The sequence below is a fragment of the Mycobacterium sp. IDUB_19 genome (assembly GCF_055419445.1).
Genome location: NZ_JBVAXR010000085.1, coordinates 1 through 5,305 on the forward strand (window position 1 = coordinate 1; position 5,305 = coordinate 5,305).

Below are 5,305 nucleotides of genomic sequence, written 5' to 3' on the forward strand. Positions count from 1 at the left end.
CGATTTATGTCGACTACGAGAACGGCATCATCGTTGCCCGCCAAAACCCATCAGTCGACGAGAAGACCGGCCAGATTTGGGTTGGAACACCTAGCATCTCGGCTGTCCAACAGGGCAACGGCGCAGTATTGATCAAGTACAGCGCCGCTGACCCATTCTCGCCAGGAGGACAAGATCTCGCTAAGGCAGTGTCATTCGACGTGAATGGCACCATCGCGATCGATCCAAGTCCCGGAGGTCCCCGCGTTGGCGGCAACGTGACCAATTTTCCAGCGATCGAGATTTATAGCGATCTGCCTGGCGGGGTTTCTTCGCCGCTAGTCCAGTCGTGGCCACTTTTTGTGGATGGAGCCGACGGACCCGCAGCCGGCCTGTGGTGGCACAAGCCGATCGGCGACCCGGCACTTGAGCTGTCCTTCAATGACCAGTATCCGGCTCCCAGGATTCCCGCCCTCCCGCACACCGGCCACATGCCCCCCGTGGCACCAATCGGCCCGCCGCTCGTTGCGAGCCCACCGGGTACGTATCCCCTTGGACCTGTCGATCATCCACCAGCAATTGGCGTACATGATCCCGTCGTCATGTCGCCCCCTCTGCCCCCGAAATAGCGAAAAGCCCACTAGGAGTCACGTGAAGCAACCGGTCGACTGGATACGTGCAGCATTTACCGGCGCCTTTGTTGGCGGATTCCTGTGGGCGATAATGGTCAAGATGTTGTCGGTGTTAACTCGTGGCGCAATATCAACGCGATATCTTTACACCTTCCTTTCATCCGTATCGCTTTGCGTCCTAGCGGTCGGAGTTGTTCTGTACTTGTGGTCGAAAACATCATTATGGCGTAGTACAGCAGTCGGGATTATTATCGCTCCGCTAACCGGGTGGTCAATCCTACTGTTCGTCACCGTAAGCGTCGTGATCCCTTCGCAGTGGACGCACTGACGTGGCACCTTCCGACGACGCTGGCCCGTTCGACCACGCGCGAGAACGTCCAGTCCAGCTCGTTAGCGGACTATTTGCCGGCGTCATGTCGACGATGCTTACGTTTGGCTACCTCTGGTTCTTCGCACCCATCTTCCCCTTAATTCTTTGTGGGATAACTATGGCTTTTCGGCGGACGACCGCATTCTCCGTAGGTGCCTTCGCGGCTTTTTTTGGCGTCTTCACCTTCGACGCGCTGTTCGCTATTTTGTATTGGCTATAAGAGCTGGTTAGGAAGATTAACTCCCTATCAACACTCGTTCGCCGCGGGAGCCCTAGCGCTTTGCCCCTGCAACAGGGCTGACGAGAGTGAATTGACCGACATCGATGCGGTGATTAGCCTCGCCGTCAGGGCACACAGGGGCATGGCGGCCAGGTCGGCACTGCAGCGTCAGCGAAGCGACTCCGGCTGATGGTCGCGGCGATATCGCAGTCTTGATAGTTGGGGAGGGTAGCGATGTTGAACGGCACTGGTTTGCCGCAGTTCGGAACAGTCCAGTCGCAGCGCGCGGGTGCGCCTGGCATCGGCCACCCTGAACGTCTTGAATTCACCAAACACGGCTTCGCCATGTTCCACTCAACGGCGCACGGGAGGACGCCATGAGCGGCGACGACGATGAAATTCGAATAATTCTCGAGCACCTTGCCAAGTTGACTGGGCATCCACCGCCTCCGGGGATCACACCCGATCAGCTGGCTACGGGAACTGTCTCCATGAGCCAGCTGCTGAGAGCCCTTGGCCTTGCTGCTAATAGCGGCGATCCCAGCGACATGACCGACGCCCAGACCGGATATGCCGAACGCGGTGCGAAAACCGGTGACGCCATGGCCAAATTCCCTGCCAACGAAGCAGAGTCAGCCGGGAAACTGGGCGGCGCGGGAAGCCCGGCCGAGATGGCGCAGCAGATTCCGCAGATGATCTCCGGCGTTGCCGGCGGGATCTCGGGCGCCATGCAAGGCTTGCTACAACCGTTGAGCCAGCTTCCACAGCAGGCTGCTCAAATCGGACAGCAGATGATGCAAGCCGGTATGGGCGCAATGCAGCACGGGGCGGGAGAAGCGGCGGCAGCTGGCGCGGCCATTCCCGGTGAGCTGACGGGATCGACGAGCGGCGCCGGCGCGGGCGGTGGCGGTGTGGGCGGGCTCGGCGCCACCACACCCACGGGGAGCCTCAATCCGCTTCCCGCTCCATCAGCAGGTACTGAGCCCGCGTCGGCGCATACCACCTCGACGACACCACCGAGTGCGTCAGCGCCCACGAACGCGTCGAGGGGCGGGATGGGTGCGATGCCAATGATGCCGCCCGGTGCCATGCACGGCGCAGGCAGTGGAGGTAAGGACGAGAAGCCCGACACCAAACGAATTGTGCCGCCGACAGTCAAGAACGGCGCTCCGGTCCAAGGCCGTATCACCACACCGCCGCCGACGCCCGAAGTCGTCAAACGTGTTGAGGGCAAACCGGTTGCGAGTCGGCGCATCATCTTGCCCGACCAAAAGCGCGATGACGACGACACGGACTCGGGCCGCTAGAGGCAGGATGCCGTGGATTCGCAGGGTTGAAGATGAGATAGGTTGCCCAGGAATGCATTCCGGATGCCGAATATGACTACTGCGGTGTTATCCGGGCCACAATCAGATGCCCATCGGTTCCCCAAGATCGCCAGAAAGGCCGACTACGAGATTCGCGCTTGCGAGCTACGATCAGGCCGTGTCGAACTTTCCTCCTCAGCCGTCCGCGCAGCCCGCAATGCCTTCTTGGCCGCCCCAAGGGCCGCCCCCGCCGAGGCGTCCTTTGGGGTGGCTCGCGATTGCAGCGGTAGCGGTGGCGCTCCTTGCGATAGGCATCGCAATCGCTTCCTGGTTCCGCCCGTTGCCGACCAATAAGCCCACCGCCGGACCCACCTACACCAGCCAACAGGTCGCCGACGCCAAGTCCAAGGTGTGCAGTGCCTTTGGCAAAGTCCACGACGCCATCCAGTTGACCGGCGCCCGTGATAGGGGCCCAGACTACGCAACTCAACTTGCGTCAGCAGTGAACGCCCGCCAAGCGCTCGTCGCCGGTAGCCAGTACCTCTCAACAACCCTCAATGACGCCCCGGCAACTCCCACTAATATCGCTGACGTGATTCGAAATCTCACAAATGTATACCAATTTCTCACAGTTCAGTTACTGGCCGAAGCCCCCGATTCGGAAATAAACACCTCAGTGCATTCAGGGGACGAGGCAACTTCGAAGCTTGAGAATTTGTGTAAATGAGATACGGTAAATGTAATTGCGTAAGGCACCAGGGAAATTATTCATAAACCAAGCAGGGGCCCGCGACCACAAACTTGGACGCTACGGTTGGGTGACTAGCGTGATGGCGAATGGGCGATACGATTGAGATCGTGTCGAACTTCGGACCACCCCCTGCCGTGTCGCCCACCCCATCGCCTTGGCCAGCACCAATGCTTTCCGAACACAGGCGGCAATGGCCGATTTTCGCGTTCCTCCTCATCGCGCTGTTGGTGACGCTCGGTGTCGCGATTGTCGGCTGGTTCCGGCCTGTGCCAGCTAAGTCCCCGACTCCAACGGCATACACCGATCAACAGGTCGCCGAAGCTAAGGACAGGGTGTGTGCTGAGTATCTAAAGGTCCACAACGCGATCAAAGCGAGCACGAGCCGAGATGCGGGCAGCGACCCCACGGCTCAGCAAGTTTACGCGCTGACAGGTCGACAAGCGCTTCTCGCAGGAAGTGAATATCTCCGGACTGTACTTTCCGCCCAACCAGCAACACCCAACGAACTCGCAATGGCGATCCGAAAACTAACAGAGCTTTTTCCAGAACTCACAGTTGACTATCTGAATAACACTCCTGATTCTGAAATGGCGCCGACGGTGCATGCTGCCGATGAGGCTACGTTGACGATCGAAAGACTTTGCAAATGATTTTTCCTCCCGGAGAATACTCAATCCCCATTGTTGGTGATCAATGGGTGTACGACCAAGACCTGATGGCACTTTCACAGGGCAAGACTAACCGCGGAAATATCAAGACAGGATATTCCAATTTTGCGGATATGCTGCGTAATGCCCAATCCGGTCCGCTAGCCGATCAGGGGGGCCACACAGTGGGCGACCTTCGCAATGCCTACCGACAGGGCGAAGATCAAGCGCGGCAGGTTGCTCAAAAGAACGGCGTCAAGGAGAACGCATACGGCTCCGCGTACGACAGTATGGTCAGCCTCCAGCACGATCTGACCAATGTTGCCGAAGAGGGCAATCAGCGGATCAAAGAGATACAAGCTTCAAAAGAGCCAGTGGAAGCCAAGGTGCCGCAGATCGTGGCCGCGATACACGAATATCGCGCCTTGGCCAACATGGTTGCAGCGAAATATGCCGGCAACGTATTTGATGCGATGCAGCAGATCCTTGACGCTGAGGACGCTGGTCTGTCAGCGCGTCAGTTCGCGCAAGCGCACGGGGTCAACGTCGGGCAAATGTTCCGACCACCCACGGACGACCAGAGCTTAGAGGCGCTGGTAAAGCGCGACCTCTACAAAGGAGGACCGGTCACGGGGGCCGGCGAAATTTACCGCAACCCTCAGATGCCGCCTGGGACGCAACCACTAAACGCGCCCGACTCGCTGGGTCCCGTCACCCAAACCGGCCTTGTGCGATCAGAAGCTCCGCCAGCTTCCGGATTGGCTGCACCCGCGGGGGCCCCGCATTCCATGGGCTCGATCGCTCAAGCTGGCATGAACCGAACTCTGCCTCCTGTACCCAACACAACCCATGCCGGATCCCCACCCTTATCGGGGCCACCCATTCCTGCGGCTCCATCGGTTCCGTCGGTGCCTGTGTCAGCGAAACCGTCACTACCCGCTCTGCCCACGACCGGAGCGACACCACTAACCGGTGCACCAGTCGCGCCAACCGGTCCGGTGCAGCCGGTTACACCAGCCGACTTGATGCACAGTTTCGACAAGGGAATGCAGGCGGGGACACCGCTTTCAGCGACCGCTGGTGCGCTGCCCTCTCAACCCACCGACCCGCAGGCCCTACCGACTACTCCGACCGCCGGCGCGAGCAGCGTCCCGGTCAACGCGCCGGCATACGAGGCGCCGCCCGTCGCACACGCGGCCGCCCCCGACGCAACCCCGCCACCGCAGGTCATCGCGGGATCAGCCAGTCCAGCCGCCGCCGCGCCCGCACCCTCGGGCCCGCTGCCCGCTTACGCCTCGGACATACGGCCGACGATGCCCGCAGCCTCCGCCCCCGTCCTTCCATCGAGCCCCCCGCCGTCGGCGATCGCAAGCTCTGCACCGGTGCATCCCTCAGCGGG

The 5,305-nt window shown here is 60.3% G+C and carries 2 protein-coding genes and 2 pseudogenes; all 4 read left to right on the plus strand.

Annotated features, from left to right (window positions below):
• A pseudogene (locus tag ACZY0B_RS26665) lies at positions 1–608 on the plus strand (EspA/EspE family type VII secretion system effector); the annotation flags it as partial.
• 970 nt (positions 609–1,578) lie between these two features.
• Positions 1,579–2,508: a hypothetical protein gene (locus ACZY0B_RS26670; RefSeq protein WP_463767239.1), complete on the plus strand. Its 930-nt coding sequence runs from the start codon at positions 1,579–1,581 to the stop codon at positions 2,506–2,508.
• Positions 2,509–3,345: 837 nt separating this feature from the next.
• The gene (locus ACZY0B_RS26675) at positions 3,346–3,909 is read left to right on the plus strand and encodes a hypothetical protein (protein WP_463767240.1); all 564 of its coding nucleotides are present in this window, start codon (positions 3,346–3,348) and stop codon (positions 3,907–3,909) included.
• Positions 3,906–5,305, plus strand: a pseudogene (locus tag ACZY0B_RS26680) (hypothetical protein); the annotation flags it as partial. The gene ACZY0B_RS26675 and the pseudogene ACZY0B_RS26680, both read left to right, overlap by 4 nt.